The following is a 24,179-nucleotide window of genomic DNA, read 5'->3' on the forward strand; positions in this document are numbered from 1 at the left end:
AGGGTCTCCCCTTATTTATTGATTTTTTTATTTTTTAGTTTCAAGTATCGTTGCTTTGGAGAGATAAAGAAACTGATTAAGAAGAAGCTGGCGGATGTGAGCACGATGCTGGATCCTGCTGCGAGGTTGAAGCTATAGCCGATAAAGAGTCCCAAAACAGAAGCGGTTGCCCCTAGGGTTGATGAAAGAAAAATCATGCTCTTTAGGCTATTCGCATAAAGGTAAGCCGTCGCAGCTGGGGTGATCAACATGGCCACAATAAGAATAGTTCCAACACTTTGCATGGCAGTGACTGACACAAGGGTCAAGAGCACCATGAGCAGATAGTGGTAGAAATTGACAGGCATTCCCATGGCTTTAGCTAGGAGCTCGTCAAAGGATGTAATCAATAGTTGTTTAAAGAAAATCCCGATAATCAAGAGAATGATTGCCCCCACACCAATGGTGATCCACATGTCCGTATCTTGGACAGCGAGAATATTCCCAAAAAGGATATGGAAGAGGTCTGTCGAACTCTTGGCAACACTAATCAAGATGACACCTAGGGCTAAGAAAGATGAAAAGGTAATACCAATGGCAGTGTCACTCTTGATGATAGAGTTACCCTTGATGTAGGTAATGATGATGGAAGCCATCAAGCCAAAGATGATCGCTCCAATAAAGAAATCAATTCCCAGGATAAAGGAAAGGGCTACGCCGGGCAAAACTGCGTGAGAAATGGCATCCCCCATGAGAGACATTCCACGTAAGATGATAAAACATCCCACAGCTCCAGCAACCACCCCGATGACTATAGCTGTTATCAAGGCATTTTGTAGGAAATGGAAATGTTGCAATCCATCGATAAATTCTGCTATCATAGGTCACCTCCATTAAAAAAGAGTTTGCTACCATAAGCTTTTTTGAGATTGGCTTCGGTAAAGGTTTCTTCAGTTGGACCAAGGTCTATTAATTCTCGATTGAGAAGCAAAACTTGGTCGAAATAATGGGGGACTTTGCTGAGGTCATGATGGACGATGAGAACTGTTTTACCAGCTTTTTTAAGGTCTCTCAGCGTGTTCATGATAATCTCTTCACTAACCGAGTCAATCCCGACAAATGGCTCATCTAGAAAGATGTAGTCAGCTTCCTGCACTAAACAGCGGGCAATCAACACACGTTGAAATTGTCCTCCTGAGAGTTGGCTGATTTGGCGATCAGCATAGTCTGAGAGCCCAACGATTTCAAGTGCATCTGCCACTTTTTTCCAGTGGCTGGCCTTTAAGGTGTGAAAGAGTGGGATGGATGGATAGAGTCCCAGAGAGACGCATTCCTTGACCTTGATAGGGAAATTGTAGTCGATATGGATCTTTTGCTCGACATAGGCAACTCGATGTAAAGATTTCTTGACTTCTTTGTCATCGAGAAAGGCCTGACCTTCATGTGGGATAATTCCCAACATACTTTTTAATAAAGTTGATTTTCCAGCACCGTTTGGACCAATAATTCCGGTAATAGTTGGTCCTTGGAGCACTAGTGAAATATTCTTTAGTGCCAACGTTTCTTTGTAGGAGACACTTAGGTTTTCGATACGTATCATACAGTTGTATTCCTCCTACCTTTTAATATACCTTAAAAAAAAAATTAAGTCAAGTTAATTTTTGAAAAATTTAAAATAATAACTGAAAAATGAAGAAAAAAGAGAAACCATTTTTAATTGCATTCCCAAGTGTTTTTTGCTAAGCTAAGAATAAGTGAAAAAATGAAAGCGAGAACAAGATGACACGTTATCAAGACGATTTTTATGATGCAATCAATGGCGAATGGGAAAAAACAGCTGTCATTCCAGCTGACAAATCTCGAACAGGTGGTTTTATTGACCTTGACGAGGAAATTGAAGAGTTGATGCTGGCGACTACGGACAAGTGGTTGGCGGGTGAAGAGGTTCCAGAGGATGCTATCCTCGCAAACTTTGTTAAGTACCATCGTATGGTACGTGATTTTGACAAGAGAGAAGCAGATGGAATCAAGCCTGTCCTTCCTCTACTTAAGGAATACCAAGACTTGGAGAGCTTCGCAGATTTCACCAGCAAACTGGCAGAGTTTGAACTAGCTGGTAAGCCAAACTTCCTCCCATTTGGCGTATCACCAGACTTTATGGATGCCAGAACCAATGTTCTCTGGGCCAGTGCACCAGGGACTATTTTGCCAGATACGACTTACTACGCTGAAGACCATCCTCAGCGTGAGGAACTCTTGACTCTTTGGAAGGAAAGTACTGCAAATCTTCTCAAAGCCTATGATTTTTCAGATGAGGAAATCGAAGACTTACTAGAGAAGAGATTGGAATTGGACCGTCGTATCGCAGCAGTGGTTCTTTCTAACGAAGAAAGTTCAGAATATGCCAAACTCTACCATCCATATTCTTATGAAGATTTCAAGAAATTCGCCCCTGCCCTACCTTTGGATGACTTCTTCCAAATCGTTCTTGGACAAGTACCAGACAAGGTTATCGTGGACGAGGAACGTTTCTGGCAAGCAGCAGACCAATTCTATAGTGAAGAAGCTTGGCCTTTACTCAAAGCAACCTTGACTTTGGGTGTGGTCAATCTCTCAACCAGCTATCTAACTGACGAGATTCGTGTTTTGTCAGGTGCCTACGGACGTGCCCTTTCAGGTGTGCCAGAAGCACAGGACAAGGTCAAGGCAGCTTATCACTTGGCCCAAGGTCCTTTCAAGCAAGCTCTTGGTCTCTGGTATGCGCATGAAAAATTCTCTCCAGAAGCCAAGGCAGACGTAGAGAAAAAAGTAGCAACTATGATTGACGTTTATAAGGAACGCTTGGCTAAGAACGACTGGCTCACACCTGAAACGCGTGATAAGGCCATTGTCAAACTCAATGTCATCAAGCCTTATATCGGTTATCCAGAGGAATTGCCAGAACGCTACAAGGACAAAGTAGTGGATGAAACTGCCAGTCTCTTTGAGAATGCTCTAGCCTTTGCGCGTGTGGAAATCAAGCACAGCTGGAGCAAGTGGAACCAACCGGTTGACTACAAGGAGTGGGGGATGCCAGCTCACATGGTTAATGCCTACTACAATCCTCAGAAGAACTTGATTGTCTTCCCAGCGGCCATTTTGCAGGCTCCATTCTATGACTTGCATCAGTCGTCTTCTGCCAACTACGGTGGTATTGGGGCTGTTATTGCCCACGAGATTTCTCACGCCTTTGACACAAATGGTGCGTCCTTTGATGAAAATGGTAGCCTCAAGGATTGGTGGACAGAAAGCGACTATGCTGCCTTTAAAGAAAAAACGCAGAAAGTTATCGACCAGTTTGATGGGCAAGAATCTTACGGTGCAAGAATCAACGGGAAACTAACCGTGTCTGAAAACGTTGCTGACTTGGGAGGAATTGCTGCTGCCCTTGAAGCTGCCAAGAGAGAACCAGACTTCTCAGCTGAAGAATTCTTCCACAACTTTGCTCGTATCTGGCGTATGAAAGGCCGTCCTGAGTTGATGAAACTCATGGCCAGTGTCGACGTGCACGCGCCTGCCAAACTCCGTGTCAATGTTCAAGTACCAAACTTCGATGACTTCTTTATAACCTATGATGTCAAAGAAGGCGACGGCATGTGGCGTTCACCAGAGGACCGTGTGATTATTTGGTAAGACAAAAACCAAGGAAATTATCCTTGGTTTTTTGCTTGTTAGAAAAAGGGATTAAAGGTCTTTTCGTGAGCGATAGTCGTAGCTGGACCATGCCCAGGGTAGACATCGTAGTTAGGGAGGGTGAAGAGTTGCGTCTGAATGCTATGAAGGAGTTGTTCCGTGCTACCTGTAGGAAGGTCTGTCCGACCGATGGTTTCTCGGAAAAGAGCATCTCCGGTCAAGACAAGATGGGCATCAGGAAAGACCAGGGAAACGCCGCCGATAGAGTGCCCTGGGGTTGGTAGAACTGTAAAACAAAATTCCTCAAGCTGGTATTCTTCATGAAAGACAAAGGTGTGCTCTGCAGGTTTTGTGACCACGTCTGCCATATCATCATGACGAGGGAGACCAGAGAGATTATCTACAGGTGTATAAAGCCAGCTAGCTTCACTCTCTGCTACATAAACTGGGGGATTTCCAAAAGTCTCACGAACCAAGTCCAGACTCATAATATGGTCGTAGTGGGTGTGGGTCAGGAGAATCGCGCAGACTGGTTTGTTGATTTTTTCGATAGTCTTGCGGATAGCTTTCCAATGGCTACCTGGGTCAACCACAATCAGGTGTTGGTCCCCTTCCAGATAATAAGTGTTTTCATAGGCAATGGGATTCACGGTTTTATGGATTTTCATACTGGCTCCAATCTCAAAGAATGTACTAAACTAAGTATAGCATAGAAGAGAGAAATAAAGTGAAAAGAAAGTCCCTCATTTGTGTTAGAGGGACAATGATCTTATTTAAACTTGAAACCTTCGTAAATGAGTTTTGCTTTGGGATTCTTTTTCTTGATTTGCTTGGCAAGGGCCTTCATCATAGGAAGAGGTCCACACATATAAACAGTAGACTGGTCAGGGATTTCTTCTTGATCCAAAGTCAGGTATCCTTTTTCATTGCTATCGACCAGCTGAAGGTCAAAGTTAGCATTTTGACGGGCGTAGTCACGAAGTAGATCTAGGTAGACAGCATTTTCCTCCCCACGGAAACTATAGTAGAAGCGGACATTTCTGTCTAGGATAGGATGCTCCCGGATATAAGAGATGAAGGGTGTCATTCCAATTCCACCTGCAATCCAGATTTGCTGCTTTGGACCGTGTTCCATAGTCATATGCCCATAGGCGCGATCAACAGCAACCTTGCTACCGACTTGAAGATTGTCATAGATATTCTTGGTGTGGTCACCAGAGTTTTTTATCGTAAAATAAAGAGTTCGTCCTTTTCCTCCAGAGATGGAGAAAGGATGTGGAGCAGTCTCAAAACCTTTTTGGAAAATTTTTAGAAAGGCAAATTGCCCGTATTCGTAGGTGAAAGGATGGCTAAGTTCTATTTCAATTTCAGTCGTATCGTGGTTGAGGCGTTTGATTCCTACGATTTTTCCAAGATAGGTGAAACCGATCTTTTGATAAAGGAAAATAATATAAAAACCTGCAAGCAAGCCTAAAATAGCATAGATTCCAAAGATAAGACCTAGGAAACTAAAGGAGAGGAGACGATTTCCCATGATCATCAAAACATGAAAGAGACCAAAGATATAGGCTAGATAAACCAATCGATGAATCCATCTCCATGCTTCATACTGGATATATTGTCCCAGATAGGCAACCAGAACAATGCTGATAAAGATATAGATAGCGATATTTCCAAACTGTGCGGCCAAATGCGAACCCCAGAGGCCTCCCATGCTAAAGTTGTGTAGGGTTAGTAGGAGAATGGATAGAAAAGCCGTGAATTTATGAGCTAGATACATTTTTTCAAGTCCGTTAAACCAAGCCTCAAGCAAGGGTAAACGGCTAGCTAGTATAAAAGTAAGTGAGAGCGTAGTGAGAGCTAAACCAGGGATTAGAAACTGACTAACACCTGAACTGAGCCAAGCTAGGATAGTCAGAAACATACTAAGCCCGATAAATAAAATACCTTTTAATGATTTCATAGTAGAAGTCCTTTCATGGATTTATCTTATATTGGATGTAATAAGATTTGTTACATTTTAACAAAAAATGAATCTGTAGTCAAGGTTTGTGATTTAGGCTAACTTTTCTGACCCTTTTTTCTAAAAAAGCCAACGAATCGGTGATTCATTGACTTTCTTATTTTAACGATTTTTCCAAGCTTGGTAGCGGGTGTCAATCAAGAGTTGGGTTAGTCGTCCCATGGTTTCTCTTTCTTCGGGAGTGAGGGATTGAGCTTGGACAAAGAGATGGTGAATGTGTTCAATGACCTTGAAGGAAGAAAGGTCGTTGATAGAAGAGATGCCTGCATCGAGAATGATTCCAAAAAAGAGGTCAAAGTAGAGCTGCAGTTCAGTATCAGGGACCGTCTCAACCCATTCCTTAAAGGTTGTATCGACTTGCTGGCTGTCACTATTGGTCTCGTCTAGTTGGACAAAGTGTTTGTCTTCAATCTGCCAACTAAAGGTGTCATGCTGGGCAAGACCGCCTAAGGCAGTGCTTCGAACGACGATTTTTTTGTCCGGAATTTCCAGCATCATCCCGATGATAGAACCTTGTGGGACAAATACTTTCGTTCTTTCCATCATGTTTTGATAGCCAGGTGTTTCGGTTAGTTCCTTGTGAAGCCCAGGGGAATCAAAAGTATAGACAGCGACAATGTTTTTTTGTAGAAGTGTATCGAGTTGACTAGCAGCATAGACAGCTAGATTGCCTCCTTTTGAATGCCCTGCTAAAATAACCTTCTGATTAGGATGTTGGGCTAAAAAGTTCTCTAAATACTGGAGAGCATGTTTTTGAGCTGGGATTTCTTTCATATAGGTCATATGGAAATCTTCTTTCCAACCGATGATACTGTCATCAGTTCCACGAAAAACAAGCAAATAGGTATCGAGACTGATACGATAAGCCATAGCTGCGAACTGTTTTTGCAATTCAGGATCAATATCATTGATAAAATTTGATAGCTTGCAATTTTTAAAGCGTTTGTGTTGAGCGAGATGATCCAACAACTGGAGGCGGTTCTTATTGGTCAGCATCGTCGTTTCTCTAGGGATTTGAGGTGCTAGATCTATGAGAGGCTTTGGTTCTTGGGCGACTACATCATCAAAAGGAAGATAGGTTAATTCAGTCAAGGCAAGAACATCTAACACGTTCACGGGGAGGTCATAAAAGGAATCGTACGCTACATCATTCAGGTAGTCAAAAATATTAGCCATAAAAGCTCCTTTCTCTATGTTTATCCTACCACATTTACATAGAATTAGCTAGTAGGCTTGTTCGAATGACCTAGTAGGGTTTGATTGAAATACATAGAAGATAGATTGCTCCTATTTCAAACCTCTAAACGAGCTTACTTGTATGTTTTTGCTATCAATCCCATTTTCCTTTAAAAAATTCTTCATCTCATTTACATCATCAGGCTGACCTGTGATGAGATAGCTGGCTTGATTGCCGTATTCATCAATAGCATGTTTTAAAAATGCTTGACTTTGAGAAAGTTCATCGCTAGTTTTATAAGTAAAATTCGATGTTTTTTGAGCCAGTTCCTTCATCTCATTATCGAAAATAGTAACTCCTTTGTCAAAATGGTTGAGAATAATCGGACATTTACCAGACCATTCTTTGATAAGGGGGCGTAGAGCAGAAATACCAACATCAGATGCAAAGCAAACTAGTGGCTGATTCGTATCTTTAATGGTTAAAGAGGAATCCAACCAACTCATCTCAATCTCACTGCCAGACGGTAAATGTGTCAAGGTTTCCTTAAAGTGGCTACCACTATTATGAGTCAAAATGAGAATTTCATCTTCATCAGGTGTGGAGGCAATGGTTAGCCATCGACTGGTTTGCTCTCCCTTAGCTTCATATTTTTTAGCAGTAGACGAGGTATCAGGGAGTGTAAACTTAGCATAAGCCCCTGCTTTCCAGGTTTGCTGACTTGGCTTTGTGATATGAATTAAATATAGATCTCCGCTGGGGTTTTCGATAGATTTTATCAATAATGTCTGGCTTCGTCCAAGATAGGCGATGGCACCCCAAGTTATAATACATAGCGCTCCAAGTGTTGACAGAATGATAATAAACATTTTTTTACCTCTTTTCATTTTTTATGACTCCTGTTCTTAATTTTATGAATGAACTATATAATAATTCATTCATATCTTTTTCAAAAAATAAAGAAATCCATTCTTTATTTTAGAACTCCTTTAATGAAGTTGGTTGCAAGTATTTCAACAGTTTTGCCAATATCTGGAAAATCTTTTTCCGTGATGTGCATATCCATATAGTAAAACAGATTATAAACCTGTAAAATCTCTTGAATCTTTTCTGGCGAGTACCCTTCATCCTGCATACGATTTGTAAAAGTTTTAACTAGAAACTGATGAAAAGGATTTGCGACTTTGCCTTCTTCCGAGGAATAGTAGCTGTGCAAGTCATCGGCTATGGCAGGATTGTACCATTCTGCAAGGATTTTATTGGAAGAAACGAGTGCTCTGGACTGAGCAAAGAGTTGACTAATAAGATCAATCATATCAATTTCCCAATCCAGTTCTTCAATCATAGCTTGGCGAACACGGTTGTTTTCATCTATATAGATGTCTAGAAAAATGGCTTCTTTACTCTCGTAATAGTTATAGAAAGAGCCTACTGCAACACCAGCTTGCCTAGCAATTTCTGAAATTCCTGTTGCCTTGTAACCTTTTTTTGAAAAAACTTCATAGGCTGCTGTCTTTAAAGATTGTTTTTTGTCCAATATGATTTAACCTCCTTATTTTTCGTGAATGAATAAATTTTTTGTTCATTCATATTCTAACAAATCATGGCTAGCTTGTCAATAAGAAGGCTAGATCTATTAAATAAGTTAAAGAAACGCTAACTAAATGAGCACAAAAAGGAAAATATAGGATAAGGCTGGAACTATAATTAAAAATAAGGTATGATATCAGTGGGAATGTTCTCTATTTAGCATCTGTTTTCTGATCTGGATTTGGGAAATATGCTGCTAAACAGTATGAGATACTGATCTGTAAATCTGATATGAAGGGTTTTGATACTTTGAGAAATAGCAAAGGAGGAGCGCATGCACAAGATTTTACTAGTAGAAGATGACCAAGTTATTCGGCAACAAGTTGGGAAACTGCTCTCTGAGTGGGGCTTTGAGGTCATTTTGGTAGAAGATTTTATGGAAGTATTGAGCCTTTTTGTTCAGTCGGAGCCTCATCTGGTCCTCATGGATATCGGTCTGCCTCTTTTTAATGGTTACCACTGGTGCCAGGAGATTCGCAAGATTTCCAAGGTGCCTATCATGTTTCTGTCATCGAGAGATCAGGCTATGGATATCGTCATGGCGATCAATATGGGAGCGGACGACTTTGTGACCAAGCCTTTTGACCAGCAGGTTCTATTGGCTAAGGTTCAGGGCTTACTGCGCCGTTCCTATGAGTTTGGACGGGATGAAAGTTTGCTAGAGTATGCAGGTGTAATCCTCAATACTAAGTCTATGGACCTGCACTATCAGGGTGAAGTCCTGAGCCTAACCAAGAATGAATTTCAGATTTTACGAGTCTTGTTTGAACATGCTGGCAATATCGTGGCGCGTGATGACCTGATGCGGGAACTCTGGAACAGCGACTTTTTCATCGATGATAACACCTTGTCTGTCAACGTTGCTCGTTTGCGCAAAAAGCTTGAGGAACAAGGATTAGCTGGCTTTATCGAAACCAAGAAAGGGATAGGATACGGACTGAAACATGCTTGATTGGAAATCATTTTTTCTAGCCTATCTGCGCTCTCGCAGTCGCGTTTTTACCTATATTTTTTCATTAGGCTTTCTCGTCCTTCTCTTTCAGTTTTTATTTGCTAGTCTAGGAACTTATTTTCTTTATTTCTTTCTGCTCAGTAGTTTTTTGACCTTCTTATTTTTGGCTTGGGATATATTTGCAGAAGCTCAGGTTTACCGGCAGGAAGTACTCTATGCTGAGAGAGACCCCAAGTCTCCTTTGGAATGTGCGCTAGCAGAAAAACTTGAAGAGCGTGAGTCTGAATTGTATCAAAAGAAGTCGGAAGCGCAGAGCAAGCTGACGGATTTGCTTGATTACTACACCTTATGGGTTCACCAGATCAAGACGCCCATTGCAGCGAGTCGCCTTTTAGTAGCAGAAGTCTCTGATCGTGAGGTCAAGCAGCAACTGGAACAGGAAATTTTCAAGATTGACTCCTATACCAATCTGGTTTTGCAGTACTTACGTTTAGAGAGTTTTCACTATGATTTGGTCTTTGAACAGGTTCAAGTGGAGGACTTGGTCAAGGATATGGTTCGTAAGTACGCACTTTTCTTTATCCAAAAGGGACTGACGGTCAATCTCCATGACCTTGACAAAATTATCGTGACCGATAAGAAGTGGTTGTTGGTCGTCATTGAACAAATCCTCTCAAACAGTCTCAAGTACACCAAGGAAGGTGGGCTAGAGATTTCTATGGAAGATCAGGAGCTCTGTATCAAGGATACGGGGATTGGGATTAAAAACAGTGATGTGCTCCGAGTCTTTGAACGTGGTTTTTCAGGCTACAATGGCCGTTTGACCCAGCAATCATCTGGACTTGGCCTCTATCTATCTAAGAAAATTTCTGAAGAACTGGGCCACCAGATTCGTATCGAGTCTGAGGTTGGGATAGGAACAACCGTTCGCATCAAATTTTCCAATAGGAATCTGATGATTGAGTAAGCATAGTTGATGATAACCTTATCCATCTGTGGAATTTTTGTTCTAGTCTATATCTCTATTTTCATGATAACGTCTAGAAGTTACCGTAAGATTGTCCAGATGTAAAAAATGTTACACTAGGAAACGACTAGAATATAGTCAAAAAATAAAAGAGGTAAAAATGAAAGAAAGTTATTTTGACGGAGGAATCCTAGATTATAGTGGATACTCTATCTTAGTAGCCATAATTTTCGGGCTTACCTTGGGGATCGCAACACCTTGGGTGGTTTGCATGATGCAAAATTGAAAACCAAACACACGGTAGTAGATGGTCAACGTCTATACTTTGACGGGACTGGAACACAACTATTCGGCAACTGGATCAAGGGGTTTCTTCTAACCATCATCACGTTTGGGATCTATGGCTTCTGATTGAAAATAAAAATGAAGCAATGGATTGGCGAAGACACCAATCATGTTTAAAGATTAAAACGGTATCTACTTTCAGAGGAGATACCGTTTTTCCTTCTTCGGATAAGGAAACAAAAATTTCTTGCTTCATCTATCTATTCAATTGAGAGATTTCTTCAGAGAAAAACTGTAAAATTTTTGATATAATATGGAGGATGGACTGACGGATACTTAAAAGATAATTCTCAAAAGAATAACAGATGAGAAGAAAAATATGTAAGACGGGACAGAAGTCTCTCTACCATCATCCATGCAGAAACAAGATTATATGAAATAAAAGGAGTAACCAATGAACGGAAATTATTCAACACGTGAATACCGTGAAAAATTATACGATGATCTTCATGTTAGATCGAGAGATACAGCGATTTTGATGTGTGCAATTTTTATTGCCTCTATCGGTCTAAATATGAATTCAACAGCTGTTATTATTGGAGCCATGTTAATTTCACCTCTCATGACACCGATTGTTGGACTGGGATTCGGTTTAGCTATTTTTGATACGCGTTTAATCAAGCAATCTCTAGAGGTTTTATTGACTCAAGTGTTGGTCAGTTTGCTTGTCTCGACTCTGTATTTCTGGATTTCTCCCTTGTCTTATGCAAGTAGCGAGTTGATCGCACGAACCTCTCCAACCATTTGGGATGTTCTCATTGCTATTGCTGGTGGGATTGCTGGTGTGATCGGTTCAAGGAAAAGAGTTAGAAAAACCAACAACACCAAGTCTTGAAGCTTTTTGGGATTTACGGCAAAATTTCTTTGCTTGTTTTCTTTCCTTTTTCTGGTTGGGATCGTTATGGATGGCACTAAACACATTATGGGAAAAGGTTGAGAAAATTTCCTCAGAAATTATTTGGTGGAATTTGTTTCTACTCTTGGAGCGGCAGGAGTTCTCTTTGGAGAATTTCATGCCATCCAAGATACCAGTCTGAATGATGTGGTGGACCGGATCTATATAAATGTCAAGGATTTACCGTTTCAGTCCTTGGGAGCTTTAGCTAATATCCTGTCTGATGTTAAGAAGGGACTGATTCAAGACAGTCATATCTGGTCTTTCTTCCAGTCATTTTTCAAACAATATCAGTTGATAATCAGCTTAAATCAGATCTATCAGTTTGTCTATCTTTCTCTGATGGAGATCATGTCCTATCTTCACTTTGATTATTGGAAAAAACGGCTCGGTCAGGAGCTAGTATGAATAAGGAGAACAAATGAGACGTTTAAAAATGTTATGGCATATTATACAGGTTACGGGTTTTACTCGGTTTGCTCTGAGTTTTGTGACCTTTGTTTTTGGGTCAGGAGGCGTGCTTTTCCTAGTTGAACCTGCTATCACAAATTACGGAGACGGTCTTTGGTATGCTTTTGTGACTTCGACGACTGTCGGCTACGGGGATCTCCTAGCTGTGACCTTGATTGGAAGGATTACCAGTGTCTTCTTGACGATTTATGGGCTCATATTTTTTGGCTGTTTATCAGCTGTTATTATTAATTATTATACCGATTTAAATAAGGAAAGAGGAGAGGACAAATGACTGCCAATTATTCAACACGGGAATACCGTGAGAAATTATACGATGACCTTCATGTTCGATTGAGAGATACAGCGATTTTGATGTGTGCAATTTTTATTGCCTCTATCGGTCTAAATATGAATTCAACAGCTGTTATTATTGGAGCCATGCTGATTTCCCCTCTTATGACACCGATTGTTGGACTAGGATTAGGTTTAGCTATTTTTGACACTCGTTTAGTCAAGCAAGCTCTAGGGGTTTTACTTACTCAAGTATTGGTCAGTTTACTTGTATCGACTCTGTATTTCTGGATTACTCCCTTATCTTATGCAAGTAGCGAGTTGATTGCACGAACTTCTCCAACGATTTGGGATGTCTTAATTGCTATTGCTGGTGGGATAGCAGGTTTCATTGGTTCAAGGAAAAAAGAAGCAAACAATATCGTGCCAGGAGTAGCCATTGCAACAGCTCTGATGCCACCTATCTGTACTGCAGGTTACGGTTTAGCTAATGGAAATGTACGATTTTTATTTGGAGCTCTCTATCTTTTCTTGATCAACTTTGTCTTTATCATGCTAATCAACATTGTTGGAACAAGAATTATGATGAGAAAATCTCCCTTAAGTTCATTTAAAGAGCTAAACATTAAAATGAGAATTGGGTTGATATCCTTGATTGTGTTATTGATTCTTCCAGCCAGCTATTCAGCAGTCACTCTGACGATAGATCAAGCGCGAAAAGAAGGAATCAAACAGTTTGTAGGAAAAGAGTTCGCCAATCACACGGTCATTAATCAAGTCTACAAGTCAAGGGACAATGAATTGGTCTTGACGGTTGTTGGAGATCCGATTTCAGAAGAAGAATTAGAAACGCTCCATCAAAAACAAGCCTCTTACGGTATTCAATCTGTTCAATTGAAAGTTAATCAAGTTCATAATTCGACAAAATTAGAAAGTGATACGACCAAGGAATTTTATGAAACCATTAACAAGTATATCGATCAAAAACTCTCTGAAAAGGATTCACAAAAAGATCTCGTAAAAGAAAATGAAGCAGACAAGGATTGAGGATATTGACCTTATCTAACTCATGAAAGTAAATCTTGTGTGGTGCTTTGACCAATCACTACTAGCTCAGATTAAATAAAATATAAAAAGCAACAGCTGAAATAGTTGTTGCTTTTTCTGTCTCTGAAAAATGTTTCTCAGACTGTGATTGTTTTATTTCTCAACGCGTGATTTGTTGGCGATATCAGCTAGGATAGCTTGAACAAAATCATCTACTGAGACAGTTTGTGTTTCTTTTTGGCCGTAGCGACGAACGTTGACTGTTCCGTCTTCCATTTCCTTGTCTCCAACGATTAATTGGTAAGGAATCTTGCTTGTTTGTGAAGCACGGATTTTGAACTGCATTTTTTCATTGCGTTCATCTACGTCTGCACGAACACCACGGTCACGGAGTTTTTTAGCTACTTCCCATGCGTAGTCCACGTGTTTTTCGTTAGATACTGGGATGAGGGTTACTTGGTGTGGTGCAAGCCATGTTGGGAAGGCACCCTTGTAGTTCTCAATCAAGATAGCTGTGAAGCGTTCCATAGTTGAGATAACTCCACGGTGGATCATAACTGGACGGTGCTCTTCGCCATCAGCTCCGATGTATTTAAGGTCGAAGCGTTCTGGAAGCAAGAAGTCAAGTTGGATAGTAGAAAGAGTTTCTTCTTTTCCAAGGGCTGTCTTAACTTGAATATCCAATTTTGGTCCGTAGAAGGCTGCTTCACCTTCGGCTTCAAAGTAGTCAACGCCCATTTCATCAAGAGCTGCACGAAGCATGGTTTGGGCATTTTCCCACATCTCATCGTTATCAAAGTACTTATGAGTATCTTGAGGGTCGCGAAGAGAGAGACGGAAGCGGTATTCAGTCAAGTTGAAATCTTCATAAACATCGATAATCAACTGAAGGGCACGTTGGAATTCTTCTTGGATTTGCTCTGGAGTAACGAAGAGGTGACCGTCGTTGAGTGACATTTCACGTACACGTTGAAGACCAGTAAGGGCACCAGATTTTTCATAACGGTGCATCATACCGATTTCGGCAATACGAATTGGCAACTCACGGTATGAGTGAACATGGTGTTTGAAGACTTGGATGTGGTGTGGGCAGTTCATTGGACGAAGGACGAATTCTTCCCCGTCACCCATGTCCATAGTTGGGAACATGTCTTCTTGGTAATGATCCCAGTGACCAGAAGTCTTGTAAAGCTCAACAGAAGCAAGTGGTGGAGTGTATACGTGTTGGTAGCCAGAAGCCAACTCTTTGTCTACGATGTAGCGTTCCAATTCACGACGGATAGTCGCACCATTTGGCAACCAGAATGGAAGTCCTTGACCAACCTCTTGAGAAATCATGAAGAGGTCAAGCTCTTTACCAAGTTTACGGTGGTCACGTTCCTTAGCTTCTTCACGCATTTGAAGGTAGTTTTTCAAGTCTTTTTTGTCAAACCAAGCTGTACCATAGATACGTTGCATCATAGCGTTATCACTATTTCCACGCCAGTAAGCACCTGCTACATGGAGAAGGTGGAAGATTTGGATGCGGCCTGTTGATGGGACGTGAGGGCCACGGCAAAGGTCTACATACTCACCTTGACGATAGATAGTCAAACCACCTTCGTCTTCAGAGTGTTCTTCAATCAATTCCAACTTGTAAGGGTCATTTTTGAAGATTTCACGTGCCTCGTCTTTAGTAACTTCTTCACGAATTGATGGGAAGTTTTCTTTGACGATTTTTTGCATTTCTTCTTCGATACGAGGAAGGTCTTCGTTAGAGATTTGACCAGCAGTGTTGTCAGTATCATAGTAGAAACCATCTTCGATTGCTGGACCAACTCCCAAGTGAATGTCTGGGAAAAGACGACGAGCTGCTTGGGCGAACAAGTGAGCAGCTGAGTGACGCAAGATTGGAAGGGCATCTTCGTGATCAGGTGTCACGATTTCGATGCTTCCATCTTCAGTGATAGCACGAGTAGTGTCTATGAGTTTTCCGTTGAATTTACCAGCCAAGGCCTTTTTAGCTAGGGAATTGCTGATCGATTGAGCAATTTCAAAAGTTGTAACGCCAGATTCGAATTCACGAACAGCGCCATCTGGGAATGTAATCTTAATCATGGTTTTCTCCTTAAATATTTATTCTATTTTTGTTGGACAATTTTAAGAGCCGAGCAACTTCTTCCGTAGTCTGATTCTCTGATTGACTGCCATCTGTTATGAGGCTAGGATAGCCTAATCTCACCGCTTCCTTACGAACCATTTGAGCAAAAAGAATGTCTCGTTGCATCCAGTTTTCAAAAGCTTGATCAGGGTTGGTTGTACCCTCTAAGACATAAGGAACCCATTCTCTCTGTATATAATGCTTTTTTTGAAAATCAGCTGTCGGAGTCAAGCATAGATAGGATGATACTTGACATTCAAGCTCCTTTACCAAGTGAGGCAAAAGTCCTGCTCCCTCCACCAAGAGAGGTCTGTTTTGATTTTTTATCAAGTAAGATTTTACATAAGGAAAAATCTCTTCATAAAAGCACCATTCTTCATCTGCCATCTCTTCTGGATTTCTCATCCAGATTTGTTCTGGATTTCTATCCTTCCTAAGAAGGCAAATTGGCTGTGAGTCTGCACTTGCTTGACTCATCATCTCTTCTACCAAATCATCCAGTTTGATATGAAGTAGTTGATACTGTCTAGCAAGAAGTGAGGCAATTGTTGACTTTCCACTACAAGGCGATCCGCCAATCATATAAAGCATCGTTCTTCCTCCTTCTGACAAAACAAAAAACGACATCCTAAAAGGACGTCGCAACGTGGTTCCACCTTCATTTATGCACAACAAAAACTGTTGACACCTCTGATTGGCTTTAACGTAGCCACCGTTTTATGTTTTCATAAAAGTCAGTAGAGTAGTATCAGTTTAGGCTTTCTATGCGTTTCCAGCAACCACGCACTCTCTAGTAGAAAGGGGCTAAGTGACTTGTCTCTATGCATTATTATAGCATGATTGCGAGATTTTTCAAGGCTTTTATCCTATTTTTTTACTTTTCTGCTTGTTTATAAGATGACTAAGACCTCTACCAGAAGCCATACCAAGTAGGGCAAAGAGTTCATAAGCTAGGAAATAAACGAGAATGAATTCATTGAAAGTAATGATGGTAAAGCAATAGAGAAGAGCAATACCAAGCAACCACCACAGTGAGAATTGGAAACGGTAGCTATAAAGAAGGGATACGATAAAGGTTGCCAAAGGTGAAAAGAGGATGATGTTGTAAATGTAAAGCCCTTTCAGCGTATAAGGATCAGAAATCAGCAGTAAAAGCAATTCATAGAGGGGCCAGTAAAAGAAGAAAATGACAAGGTAGTATGGGATATACTTAAGATAATTCCGCATGGCAATAGTCCTCCAATCTGGAAAAATTGAGAGATATTGTAGACCACATAATCCTAAATGAAGGGGAAATCTCTACTTATATTATAGCACGATTTAGAAGCTCTTACAATTTAATCCAGTAATCGGTGATAGTGATCTTTTCGAGTGTTTTCTGTTATAATACTAACAAAAGAACTAAGAGAGTAAGGAGAAAGAATGACCAAAATAGCAGTTCTTTCAGACATACATGGAAATACGACAGCTTTGGAAGCTGTTCTGGCTGATGCAAGAGCGGCAGAGGTAGATGAGTACTGGCTTTTGGGAGATATTCTGATGCCAGGAACAGGGCGTAGAAGGATATTGGATCTCTTAGCTAGCTTGCCCATCACTGCAAGAGTGCTGGGGAATTGGGAGAATAGTCTCTGGCTAGGCCTACATCGTAAGTTAGATCCTACAAAAGTGAGTCATCGTTATCTCCTGCGCCAAAGTCAGTACATCTTAGAAGAAATCAGCCCTAAAGAAATCGAAGACCTCCACGATCAACCTATGCAAGTTCATCGTCAGTTTGGTGATTTAACGGTAGGAATCACTCATCATCTTCCTGATAAAAACTGGGGTAGGGAGTTGATTCATACGGGAAAACAAGAAGATTTTGATAGATTGGTGACGGAGCCATATGCTTCTATCGCAGTGTATGGCCATATCCACCAACAGTTTCTTCGTTACGGAAGTGACGGACAGTTGATTCTTAATCCGGGTTCGATTGGGCAACCCTTCTTTTTAGATGCGAAGTTGCGTAAGGACTTGCGGGCTCAGTATATGATCTTAGAGTTTGATGAATCTGGTTTGTCTGATGTTGATTTTCGTCGAGTGGATTATGATGTAGAAGCAGAATTGCAACTGGCTAAGGATTTAAAGCTTCCTTATTTTCAGGTTTACTATGAAAGCTTGGTAAATGGAATTCACCACACTCATAACCATGAATTGTTGGGGAAGATTAGCGAGCAAGAAGGTTATGATCAAGATGTTGAACTCTGGATGGAAAGAGATAAGAAAGATTGGTTTTAAAAGGAGTTTTGACTAGAAATAGGATAGTCTGATGACAGCTGTTTCTTGGGAAGTCAAAAAGGAAACGAATTGACTACTTATAAAATTTATGCTAGAATGTGGAAAAATATATAATTTGAACACCATACTAATTGATGTTCAAAATAAAAGGGAGATTATTTATGAAGCCAGAAGAATTACAGGCAATTGCGTCGGGATTAGGCTTACAGTTTGATGAGGAGTCTGGAAGCATTTATGGCGTGCAATCAGGCTACTTGCTATTGCTACATGAAGCAGATGTAAAAAATCAGTTTCGACTTAGCGTCAGTGTGAGCTTGAATGGCAATCCTGCGGATTCAGAAGAAAACGAGTTGGTGTGGGATGACTTTAAGAGCGAATCACTTCCAAACTTGTCAACCTTATCTATTAACCAGTACACTGTATCTATTGTTGTCAAGGGTGTGATGCGCAAATCAAAGACAATTGAAAAGTTACAGACACTTATAAGAGACTTTGTAGATTTCCTTGAATCCCATCACTTCGTTCAAGTTTGTGGCTACAGTGGTCAAGAGGGGCCAGTTAGTCTTTATCAATTAGGAGAGTCGGTTTTCATTATCAATGAAGAAAGCTATCAATTTTTGAAGAGTAATCTTCAAATTGAAATGGATTCTTATCACAGTCAGAAGGAAAATGTTCTTCTTGGTACCATTGGTGCCTTACTTGGAGCCTTGATTGGTGGGGCGGTTGCTCTTTTCATCGCACGTCTTGGTTATGTAGCTGTCGCAGCGGGGCTTGTTCTTGGAATTTGTACCATTAAAGGATATGAAATGTTTGCAAGAAAGTTATCACGAAAAGGGATTCTGATTTCTGTTGTTTTGATGGTAGTCACAGTCTTTTTAGTGAATCAAATCGATTTGGCAATGGAAGTCGTAGCTCAACTAGGGGTTGAGTTTGCCTATGCTTTCCGAGTGGTCAATGAACTAATTGCAAGCGGAGAATATCCAGATAATTATTTCTTTAATCTAGGGATGTTAGCTGTTTTTACCTTGGTTGGTGCGGGGATTTCTATCAGTTCAGTCTGGTCAAGTCACAAAACAAAGGGAACTGCTCGTAAAATTGGATAAAGGATAAGCTTTTGTATTCTCTATGTCATTGGACTTATTAGGGAATACAAGGCTTTTTTAGTGGACACTCTTTGTAGTAATAATTGACATTACAACATAAAAGGGTATAATGGGTATCAGATAGGATGTAAAAGGAGAAGAAGATGCAAATTTCAAGTCGATTTACGATTGCTACTCATATGTTAATCATCATTGCCATAAAGAGTCAAGAAAGTAAGGTAACTAGTGATTTTCTCGCAGCCAGTGTTGGAGTCAATCCAGTCATTATTCGCAAAACCTTGTCCCAACTCAAAAAAGCTGAACTGATATCAGTTGCGCGTGGGACGGGCGGTACTGAGATTATCAAAGACCTCCGAGATATCAGCCTTTTTGATATTTATCAAGCTGTTGAATGTTTAGGAAAATCTGGTAAACTCTTTAGTTTCCATGACAATCCCAACCCTAACTGTCCAGTAGGAGCAAATATTCATGAAGTCTTGGATCAAAAATTGCTGGATATCCAACTAGCGATGGAAAACCAACTTCGTCAGACGAGTCTGGCTCAGGTTGTGGCTGAGACTCAGGATAAAATGATCAAGTAAGAGGGCTAGAGTCCTCTTTTTTCATTGCCGATTTTTTATGAAGTTGGGCAAGAAGAATTGTGTTCAAGTGTACTAGATGCTTTACAGTTAAGTAAAAAAAATGTGAGCCTTGGTTTCAGGTTCACACTTCATTTTTTACTTATGGCAAAATGTCCTTTAGTTGTTTTAAGATGGTTTGTAAGGTTAGGACCGCTTGTTCTCCTTGTTGCGGTTGGTAGAGTAGTTGGAAATAGTCGCGAATAGTTCCTTCAAATTGCTTAGGTAGGAGAGCGCAATTGGTCTTAGCATAGTCAAGCATTCGTTTTTCACCAGGATGGGTTTGCTCATTGAGTGCAAACAACAAGTCAAAGTAGGAAGCAAAAAATTCACTTGAGCGGTGATTCATACTGAGAAGATCTTGGCGTTTGATAGCTTTTTCTATTTGGTGAGAGAAGGCAGGCATGGATTGTTCTAATAAAAGGAGTTGCCTTTCAATGATATGCTTTTTGAGTTCCTGTGGGTAGGGAATCTGGTAGGCTTTTTGGAGAGAAGTATAGCGCCCATTCGGGTCGTATAGGATTTTACTGTGGAGTAGATTGTGCCACATACAGGTTGTATAAGCGTTTTGGGCTTGATGCTGAAAAACAGTTGAGTTTAGTTCTTGTTCAAACGACTCCAGCGAACGATAAATCAACTCGATTTGGATACCGTTGTTTAGTATACAGTCATCCTCTAATTCCCAAAACTGGTTTCCAATCTCCATATAAGAGCAGTACTTAGTCAAAATTTTTAGGCGAGTCGCCTCATCAATAGGTGAGTTGAGATAGATATAGACATCATAATCAGAATTTTGATCATAGTCTTGTCCTGCACGTGAACCACCAAGAGCGATAGCTTCTACTTGTTCCAGTTGAGAGAATTCTTTGTAAAGTTCTTGGATCATTTTTTTCTCCTTACGTTATGGTTTTAAAGTCATTTTACCAAAAAGTAAAACGTTTGCATAGCATAGAGCTGCTCTTTTTCATTTATAGCAAAAAATGTGAACCCTTGTTATTAGTTCACATTTCTTTTTTATTCTGCTGTTTGTTGCCAGCGTTTGGCTAGCATGCGGGACAGGCTTGAAATTGCTAGGTTAAAGCTGAAGTATATGAGGGCAATCAGGATATAAAGACTGAAGACCTGCTCAGGTTCGAAATAACGTCCCATGAGAATTTGACTAGCGCCAAAGAGCTCTTGTAGGGCGATAACAGAGTAGAGAAGGCTGGTATCCTTAATCACGGTTACAAACTGAGAAATGATGGCTGGCAACATTTTACGGATTGCTTGTGGGAGAATGATGTAGTAGAGGATTTGGGCTGAAGTAAATCCTTGTGACATTCCTGCTTCGTACTGCCCCTTGTCTACAGCATTGAGGCCACCTCGGATAATCTCAGCCAAGGCTGCTGAGGTAAAGAGGGTGAAGGCTGTAATGCCAGCTGGTGTCGACTTCATCTTGAAAACCAAAAAGATGGTGAAAATCCAGAGAAGGTTGGGAACATTACGCACAAATTCTATGTAAATGCTGGAGATGATTCGCAAGACCGGATTTTTCCCATTTCGCATAACCGCAAGTACTGTCCCGATCAGGGTAGAGAGGATAATGGCAATCAGAGAAATATAGAGGGTCAAGCCAAATCCTTTAAAGATAAAGACTAGGTTATCTGGGGTCAAAACTTCTAAAATAGATTCCATAGTAACCTCCTAAAGTGAATAGGCTTTTTTATTGGCTTGCTCCATCTTGCGACCAAATTGGGCGACAGGGAAGCAAAGGGCAAAGTAGAGTAGGGCAGCACCTAGAAAGGCAGGGATGTAGTTTCCGTTGAGAGCTGACCAAGACTTGGTCACAAACATCAAGTCCACTCCAGAGATGATAGCAACGGTTGAAGTATTCTTGATAAGGTTAACGATTTGGTTGGTCAAAGGTGGGAGAATGATACGGAAGGCCTGAGGCAAGATAATCAAGCGCATGGCACTGATATAGGTGAAACCTTGCGACAAGGCGGCCTCCATCTGACCATTAGGAATAGACTGAATCCCTGAACGAATCACCTCAGCAATATAGGCACCGTGATAGAGTCCCACGCAGAGAACAGCTGTCCAATAAATCGGAATCATGATGGTGTGTTCACTGATAAGAGGTAGACCATAAAAGACGATAACAAACTGCACTAAGAGGGGAGTATTTTGGTAAAATTCGACAAAGATACGAGCCAAAATTCTTAAAATTTGATGTTTGCTAGTTGATAGGACTCCAAAGATGATTCCTAAGACCATAGCTAGAATAAAGGATCCAATAGCTAAGGCAAGGGTGAAGAGGAAACCATTGAAAAATTGTCCAAAATCCTGAAAATAGGCTGTCCAAGATGATAAATCTGTCATGGGGTGTCCTCCTTAATCTGCAGTATGGCTAGATGGTTTGAGCTTGTAACGGTCATAAAGTTTCTGTAAACTACCATCCTTGCTCCATTTAGTGACCAAGGTATCGAGATAGTCATTGAGCTCGGTATTTGATTTCTTGGTAACAATGCCGTAGTCAGATGGCTTGAAACTATCTTCTAGTAGTTCTGTCCGTTTACTAATGTAGCCGGACAGGATAGAGCGGTCCACGGAAAAGGCATCAATACGGTGAGCGTGAAGGGAAGTAATCAATTCTGGGTAGGAACCAAGTTCGACGAATTTAAAGGTTAGACCTTTCTTTTTCCCTAGTTCAGTAATCAGGCGTTGGGTGATGGAACCTTGAGCGACTCCGATCGTTTTACCGTTTAGGTCTTCAATGCTTTTGATGTTGGCAGATTTGTTGACCAAAAAACCAGAAGCGTCCGTATAGTAGGGACTGGTGAAGTTGTATAATTTTTTACGTTCGTCTGTGATGGTGAAGGTCGCGATATCCATATCGACCTGTTCATTGTCTAGTAGTGGTCCGCGGGTTTGAGCGGTAACTGGAACGTAGCGAATCTTGACTTTGAGTTCGTCTGCAATCATCTTGGCCAAGTCGGTTTCGATACCAGAATAAGTCCCTGTCTTGGGATCCTTGTAGCCAAAATTGGGAACATCTTGTTTGACACCGACAACTAGTTCGCCTCTTTTTTGAATGTCTGCCACACTAGTATCGGCTTGGACTGGTTTGGTAGTAGCAAGGCTGAAAAGGCTAATTAACAATGCGGATAAAAAGAGTTTCTTTTTCATAGGCGCCTCCTTATTTGACTTTATCGCTTTCGTGGTTGATAATCTTGCTGAGGAATTGCTGGGCACGAGGTTCGCTTGGATTGTCGAAAAAGTCATCGACATCTGTCGTATCCACCAAAACTTCTCCGTCGGCCATAAAGATGATGCGGTCAGCAACTTCACGGGCAAAGCCCATTTCGTGGGTAACGATGATCATGTTCATCCCGTCATGTGCCAGTTTCTGCATAACTGCTAGAACATCTCCGATAGTCTCAGGATCAAGAGCAGATGTTGGCTCATCAAAGAGGAGGAGTTCGGGATGCATAGCGAGTCCGCGTGCGATGGCAATCCGTTGTTTTTGTCCACCAGATAGCATGGCCGGATAAGAATCTTTCTTGTCCCACATATTTACAAATTCCAGATATTTTTGGGCTGTTTTTTCAGCTTCTTTTTTATCAATTCCTAGAACTTTAATGGGTGCAAGCGTTACATTTTCTAACACCGTTTTGTGTGGATAAAGGTTAAAATGTTGAAAAACCATGCCTACTTCCTTACGAAGAGGAACTAAATCTTTCTGACTGGCACCTGCTACTTGGTGTCCATTGACCAGGAGACTTCCTTTGTCAACAGCCTCCAAACCATTGATCGTACGGATAAGAGTGGACTTCCCAGAACCAGAAGGTCCAAGCAGGACAACGACTTGTCCTTTTTCAAAACGGAGATTGATGTCGCGGAGTGCGTGATAGTCTCCGTAATATTTTTCGACGTTTTTAAATTCTACTAAAGCCATGAGAGACCTCCTTTGTGTTAGATTTTATAACATGATTTTACAACAAAAGATTTGTCTTGTCAAATTGAATCAGAAAAAATTAGTAAAATTGTAGTAAAAAGGTTATATTATCCAATTAGAGAGATAGCAGGTCAATACCTTGAAACGGCTTTATAGCAACAAGAAAACTAGCCATTGATAGCTAAAAATGCTAAATAACGATAGTTTTGTAGTTTTCTCGTTGAAAATTTACTTCAAAATTTTTTACGGTGTAAGTTTATAACCTTTTATGAGGTTTTGTTTTGTGATATAATAATTAAGTTAGGAGAGTTACATAGGGTTGAATTTACTCTTGAGCCTTTCTCAAATGATACTTTCCGTCTGCTAAAGTCGCTGAAGGAAAATCAAGTCGGAGTGAAAAGCGATTATTATATCCCCTTATCTCAACAAGAGATAGCTGAGATCAACCACATGTCAAAATTAAAAACAAATAGGCTATTGCGTGATTTGATTGTGGGAGAGTATGTTTGTCCTTATCAAAATAAGCGTGGTAAGTATGCAATTACTGAAAAAGGTCAAAAAGTTTTACGCCTAATTCAGAAGAAAAATGCTTGACGAAGGAGAGAATGATGGTACAATCATTAGACAAGACAAGACAAGACAAGACAAGACAAGACAAGACAAGACAAGACAAGACAAGACAAGACAAGACAAGACAAGACAAGACAAGACAAGACA

At 40.7% G+C, this 24,179-nt stretch carries 26 protein-coding genes and 4 pseudogenes; 14 read left to right on the top strand and 16 right to left on the bottom strand.

What is annotated here, in order from left to right:
* Nucleotides 1-11 precede the first annotated feature (11 nt).
* Together ACUW6H_RS06915 and ACUW6H_RS06920 are read right to left on the bottom strand one after the other, a co-directional pair.
* Nucleotides 12-860, bottom strand: a complete 849-nt coding sequence (locus ACUW6H_RS06915) for a metal ABC transporter permease (RefSeq protein WP_071851485.1) — start codon at nt 858-860, stop codon at nt 12-14.
* Nucleotides 857-1,579 carry a metal ABC transporter ATP-binding protein gene (locus ACUW6H_RS06920; protein ID WP_454363338.1) on the bottom strand — a complete coding sequence of 241 codons (723 nt, stop codon included), beginning with the start codon at nt 1,577-1,579 and terminating at the stop codon, nt 857-859. Before ACUW6H_RS06920 ends, ACUW6H_RS06915 begins: the two co-directional genes overlap by 4 nt.
* A 179-nt stretch (nt 1,580-1,758) precedes the next feature.
* Between ACUW6H_RS06920 and ACUW6H_RS06925 the strand changes: the two genes are divergently transcribed.
* On the top strand, nt 1,759-3,651 hold the full coding sequence (locus ACUW6H_RS06925) for a M13 family metallopeptidase (RefSeq protein WP_268699860.1): 1,893 nt from the start codon (nt 1,759-1,761) through the stop codon (nt 3,649-3,651).
* Between the two features lie 38 nt (nt 3,652-3,689).
* Here the strand turns inward: ACUW6H_RS06925 and ACUW6H_RS06930 are convergent, their stop codons facing one another.
* The 5 genes from ACUW6H_RS06930 to ACUW6H_RS06950 form a co-directional block, all read right to left on the bottom strand.
* Entirely contained in the window at nt 3,690-4,319 is a 630-nt protein-coding gene (locus ACUW6H_RS06930; RefSeq protein WP_454363341.1) for an MBL fold metallo-hydrolase, read from the bottom strand.
* Nucleotides 4,320-4,420: 101 nt separating this feature from the next.
* A complete protein-coding gene (locus ACUW6H_RS06935; protein WP_049479088.1) occupies nt 4,421-5,614 on the bottom strand; it encodes a ferredoxin reductase family protein in 1,194 nt (397 codons plus the stop codon).
* 162 nt (nt 5,615-5,776) lie between these two features.
* The gene (locus ACUW6H_RS06940; protein ID WP_454363343.1) at nt 5,777-6,850 is read right to left on the bottom strand and encodes a DUF2974 domain-containing protein; all 1,074 of its coding nucleotides are present in this window, start codon (nt 6,848-6,850) and stop codon (nt 5,777-5,779) included.
* 111 nt (nt 6,851-6,961) lie between these two features.
* The gene (locus tag ACUW6H_RS06945) at nt 6,962-7,738 is read right to left on the bottom strand and encodes a ferredoxin reductase (protein ID WP_454363345.1); all 777 of its coding nucleotides are present in this window, start codon (nt 7,736-7,738) and stop codon (nt 6,962-6,964) included.
* A gap of 86 nt (nt 7,739-7,824) precedes the next feature.
* The gene (locus tag ACUW6H_RS06950; RefSeq protein WP_454363375.1) at nt 7,825-8,394 is read right to left on the bottom strand and encodes a TetR/AcrR family transcriptional regulator; all 570 of its coding nucleotides are present in this window, start codon (nt 8,392-8,394) and stop codon (nt 7,825-7,827) included.
* 321 nt (nt 8,395-8,715) lie between these two features.
* Between ACUW6H_RS06950 and ACUW6H_RS06955 the strand changes: the two genes are divergently transcribed.
* The 4 genes and pseudogenes from ACUW6H_RS06955 to ACUW6H_RS06970 all read left to right on the top strand — a co-directional run bounded on the left by ACUW6H_RS06955 (nt 8,716) and on the right by ACUW6H_RS06970 (nt 10,771).
* Nucleotides 8,716-9,393, top strand: coding sequence for a response regulator transcription factor (locus ACUW6H_RS06955; RefSeq protein WP_070696863.1), 678 nt, complete (start codon nt 8,716-8,718; stop codon nt 9,391-9,393).
* A complete protein-coding gene (locus ACUW6H_RS06960; protein WP_454363348.1) occupies nt 9,386-10,360 on the top strand; it encodes a sensor histidine kinase in 975 nt (324 codons plus the stop codon). The genes ACUW6H_RS06955 and ACUW6H_RS06960 overlap by 8 nt, the downstream gene beginning before the upstream one ends.
* 6 nt (nt 10,361-10,366) lie before the next feature.
* Nucleotides 10,367-10,465, top strand: a pseudogene (locus ACUW6H_RS06965) (peptide ABC transporter); the annotation flags it as partial.
* A gap of 55 nt (nt 10,466-10,520) precedes the next feature.
* Nucleotides 10,521-10,771 (top strand): annotated as a pseudogene (locus tag ACUW6H_RS06970) (hypothetical protein).
* On the opposite strand, the gene ACUW6H_RS06975 reads toward ACUW6H_RS06970, so the two are convergent.
* Nucleotides 10,746-10,901, bottom strand: a complete 156-nt coding sequence (locus ACUW6H_RS06975; RefSeq protein ID WP_454363377.1) for a hypothetical protein — start codon at nt 10,899-10,901, stop codon at nt 10,746-10,748. The pseudogene ACUW6H_RS06970 and the gene ACUW6H_RS06975 sit on opposite strands and share 26 nt — an antisense overlap.
* Before the next feature lie 198 nt (nt 10,902-11,099).
* Between ACUW6H_RS06975 and ACUW6H_RS06980 the strand changes: the two are divergent.
* From ACUW6H_RS06980 to ACUW6H_RS07000, 5 genes and pseudogenes are all read left to right on the top strand, one after another.
* A pseudogene (locus ACUW6H_RS06980) lies at nt 11,100-11,510 on the top strand (DUF389 domain-containing protein); the annotation flags it as partial.
* Nucleotides 11,509-11,742 (top strand): annotated as a pseudogene (locus tag ACUW6H_RS06985) (TMEM175 family protein); the annotation flags it as partial. The pseudogenes ACUW6H_RS06980 and ACUW6H_RS06985, both read left to right, overlap by 2 nt.
* Nucleotides 11,667-12,008 carry a hypothetical protein gene (locus ACUW6H_RS06990; RefSeq protein ID WP_000397556.1) on the top strand — a complete coding sequence of 114 codons (342 nt, stop codon included), beginning with the start codon at nt 11,667-11,669 and terminating at the stop codon, nt 12,006-12,008. The pseudogene ACUW6H_RS06985 and the gene ACUW6H_RS06990, both read left to right, overlap by 76 nt.
* Nucleotides 12,009-12,021: 13 nt before the next feature.
* Nucleotides 12,022-12,345: a potassium channel family protein gene (locus ACUW6H_RS06995; RefSeq protein WP_001253404.1), complete on the top strand. Its 324-nt coding sequence runs from the start codon at nt 12,022-12,024 to the stop codon at nt 12,343-12,345.
* Complete coding sequence (locus ACUW6H_RS07000) at nt 12,342-13,391, top strand: DUF389 domain-containing protein (protein ID WP_454363351.1); 1,050 nt, start codon at nt 12,342-12,344, stop codon at nt 13,389-13,391. The genes ACUW6H_RS06995 and ACUW6H_RS07000 overlap by 4 nt, the downstream gene beginning before the upstream one ends.
* 153 nt (nt 13,392-13,544) lie before the next feature.
* On the opposite strand, the gene thrS is transcribed toward ACUW6H_RS07000, so the two are convergent.
* From thrS to ACUW6H_RS07015, 3 genes are all read right to left on the bottom strand, one after another.
* Nucleotides 13,545-15,488 (bottom strand): threonine--tRNA ligase, encoded by a 1,944-nt coding sequence (gene thrS, locus ACUW6H_RS07005; RefSeq protein ID WP_084877786.1) that lies wholly within the window; start codon nt 15,486-15,488, stop codon nt 13,545-13,547.
* Nucleotides 15,489-15,498: 10 nt separating this feature from the next.
* Nucleotides 15,499-16,122 carry an AAA family ATPase gene (locus tag ACUW6H_RS07010; RefSeq protein WP_454363353.1) on the bottom strand — a complete coding sequence of 208 codons (624 nt, stop codon included), beginning with the start codon at nt 16,120-16,122 and terminating at the stop codon, nt 15,499-15,501.
* A gap of 270 nt (nt 16,123-16,392) precedes the next feature.
* Entirely contained in the window at nt 16,393-16,758 is a 366-nt protein-coding gene (locus tag ACUW6H_RS07015) for a hypothetical protein (RefSeq protein ID WP_454363355.1), read from the bottom strand.
* A 195-nt stretch (nt 16,759-16,953) separates the two neighbouring features.
* Here ACUW6H_RS07015 and ACUW6H_RS07020 point away from each other — a divergent pair, with 195 nt between their 5' ends.
* The 3 genes from ACUW6H_RS07020 (at nt 16,954) to ACUW6H_RS07030 (ending at nt 19,489) form a co-directional block, all read left to right on the top strand.
* The gene (locus tag ACUW6H_RS07020; protein ID WP_454363357.1) at nt 16,954-17,805 is read left to right on the top strand and encodes a metallophosphoesterase family protein; all 852 of its coding nucleotides are present in this window, start codon (nt 16,954-16,956) and stop codon (nt 17,803-17,805) included.
* 161 nt (nt 17,806-17,966) lie between these two features.
* A complete protein-coding gene (locus ACUW6H_RS07025; protein ID WP_454363359.1) occupies nt 17,967-18,908 on the top strand; it encodes a hypothetical protein in 942 nt (313 codons plus the stop codon).
* A 143-nt stretch (nt 18,909-19,051) separates the two neighbouring features.
* Nucleotides 19,052-19,489 carry an Rrf2 family transcriptional regulator gene (locus tag ACUW6H_RS07030; RefSeq protein ID WP_454363361.1) on the top strand — a complete coding sequence of 146 codons (438 nt, stop codon included), beginning with the start codon at nt 19,052-19,054 and terminating at the stop codon, nt 19,487-19,489.
* Between the two features lie 139 nt (nt 19,490-19,628).
* On the opposite strand, the gene ACUW6H_RS07035 is transcribed toward ACUW6H_RS07030, so the two are convergent.
* The 5 genes from ACUW6H_RS07035 to ACUW6H_RS07055 all read right to left on the bottom strand — a co-directional run bounded on the left by ACUW6H_RS07035 (nt 19,629) and on the right by ACUW6H_RS07055 (nt 23,462).
* Complete coding sequence (locus tag ACUW6H_RS07035; RefSeq protein WP_454363363.1) at nt 19,629-20,411, bottom strand: DUF4037 domain-containing protein; 783 nt, start codon at nt 20,409-20,411, stop codon at nt 19,629-19,631.
* 128 nt (nt 20,412-20,539) lie between these two features.
* Nucleotides 20,540-21,199 carry an amino acid ABC transporter permease gene (locus tag ACUW6H_RS07040; RefSeq protein WP_454363365.1) on the bottom strand — a complete coding sequence of 220 codons (660 nt, stop codon included), beginning with the start codon at nt 21,197-21,199 and terminating at the stop codon, nt 20,540-20,542.
* 9 nt (nt 21,200-21,208) lie between these two features.
* Entirely contained in the window at nt 21,209-21,886 is a 678-nt protein-coding gene (locus tag ACUW6H_RS07045) for an amino acid ABC transporter permease (protein WP_096408023.1), read from the bottom strand.
* A gap of 12 nt (nt 21,887-21,898) precedes the next feature.
* Nucleotides 21,899-22,693 (bottom strand): transporter substrate-binding domain-containing protein, encoded by a 795-nt coding sequence (locus ACUW6H_RS07050; RefSeq protein ID WP_454363367.1) that lies wholly within the window; start codon nt 22,691-22,693, stop codon nt 21,899-21,901.
* Between the two features lie 10 nt (nt 22,694-22,703).
* The gene (locus tag ACUW6H_RS07055) at nt 22,704-23,462 is read right to left on the bottom strand and encodes an amino acid ABC transporter ATP-binding protein (protein WP_001229587.1); all 759 of its coding nucleotides are present in this window, start codon (nt 23,460-23,462) and stop codon (nt 22,704-22,706) included.
* Between the two features lie 450 nt (nt 23,463-23,912).
* Here ACUW6H_RS07055 and ACUW6H_RS07060 point away from each other — a divergent pair, with 450 nt between their 5' ends.
* Nucleotides 23,913-24,056 (top strand): hypothetical protein, encoded by a 144-nt coding sequence (locus ACUW6H_RS07060; protein WP_454363370.1) that lies wholly within the window; start codon nt 23,913-23,915, stop codon nt 24,054-24,056.
* Nucleotides 24,057-24,179 lie beyond the last annotated feature (123 nt).

The sequence above is a fragment of the Streptococcus sp. 151470009-6 genome, assembly GCF_053628175.1.